The 1321-nt window shown below is 56.0% G+C and carries 1 pseudogene; it reads right to left on the bottom strand.

Annotated elements, in window-relative coordinates:
* Nucleotides 1-27: 27 nt before the first annotated feature.
* Nucleotides 28-1287, bottom strand: a pseudogene (gene atpD, locus ACIQYF_RS23745) (F0F1 ATP synthase subunit beta); the annotation flags it as partial.
* Between the last annotated feature and the right edge of the window lie 34 nt (nucleotides 1288-1321).

The raw sequence follows: 1321 nt of genomic DNA, 5'->3' as shown, positions 1-1321 counted from the left end.
GCCTGTGAAGCCAGCAATGGTGTCTTACACGGAAACGTATTTACCCGAAGCACCAGTGAAGACTTCAGCCACGAAGAACGGCTGAGACAAGAAACGCTGGATCTTACGAGCGCGAGATACCAACTGCTTGTCGGTTTCCGACAGCTCGTCCATACCCAGAATCGCAATGATGTCCTTCAGTTCTTTGTAACGCTGCAACACGTACTGAACGCCACGAGCGGTGTCGTAGTGTTCCTGACCGATTACGTTCGGGTCCAGCTGGCGCGAAGTCGAGTCCAGTGGATCAACCGCTGGGTAGATACCCAGGGAGGCGATGTCACGGGACAATACAACGGTGGCGTCCAAGTGGGCGAACGTGGTCGCTGGCGACGGGTCAGTCAAGTCATCCGCAGGTACGTATACCGCTTGGATCGAAGTGATCGAACCGTTTTTGGTCGAAGTGATGCGCTCTTGCAGAGTACCCATCTCTTCAGCCAGAGTCGGCTGGTAACCTACTGCCGAAGGCATACGGCCCAGCAGTGCGGATACTTCAGTACCGGCCAGGGTGTAACGGTAGATGTTGTCAACGAACAACAGTACGTCGTTACCTTCGTCACGGAACTTCTCGGCCATGGTCAGGCCGGTCAGTGCTACGCGCAGACGGTTACCCGGCGGCTCGTTCATCTGACCGTAAACCAGTGCCACTTTGTCCAGTACGCTGGAATCCTTCATCTCGTGGTAGAAGTCGTTACCCTCACGAGTACGCTCACCCACACCAGCGAACACGGAGTAACCGCTGTGTTCCATGGCGATGTTACGGATCAGTTCCATCATGTTTACGGTTTTGCCTACACCGGCGCCACCGAACAGACCCACCTTACCGCCTTTTGCAAACGGGCAGATAAGGTCGATAACCTTGATGCCGGTTTCCAGAAGGTCGTTGCCGCCTGCTTGCTCAGCGAAGGACGGTGCTGGACGGTGAATGCCCCAACGCTCTTCGGTGTCAATCGGGCCAGCTTCGTCGATCGGGTTGCCCAGAACGTCCATGATCCGGCCCAGAGTCGCTTTACCGACAGGTACGGAGATGGCTGCGCCAGAGTCGGTGACTTCCAGACCGCGCTTCAAGCCCTCGGTGGAACCCATCGCAATGGTACGAACCACGCCGTCGCCCAGCTGCTGCTGAACTTCCAGAGTGGTTCCGGCCGCGCTTTGTACTTTCAGCGCGTTGTAGATGCTCGGTACGCTGTCGCGTGGAAATTCCACGTCGATAACGGCGCCGATGATTTGAACGATACGTCCGCTACTCATAGCTGGATCCTCTGAATATTTGAACCGTTAAACC

This window comes from Pseudomonas sp. NPDC096917, assembly GCF_044762555.1.
Classification (GTDB): domain Bacteria; phylum Pseudomonadota; class Gammaproteobacteria; order Pseudomonadales; family Pseudomonadaceae; genus Aquipseudomonas.
Note: the sequence above shows the minus strand (reverse complement) of the source record. Positions and strands in the feature narration are given on the sequence as shown.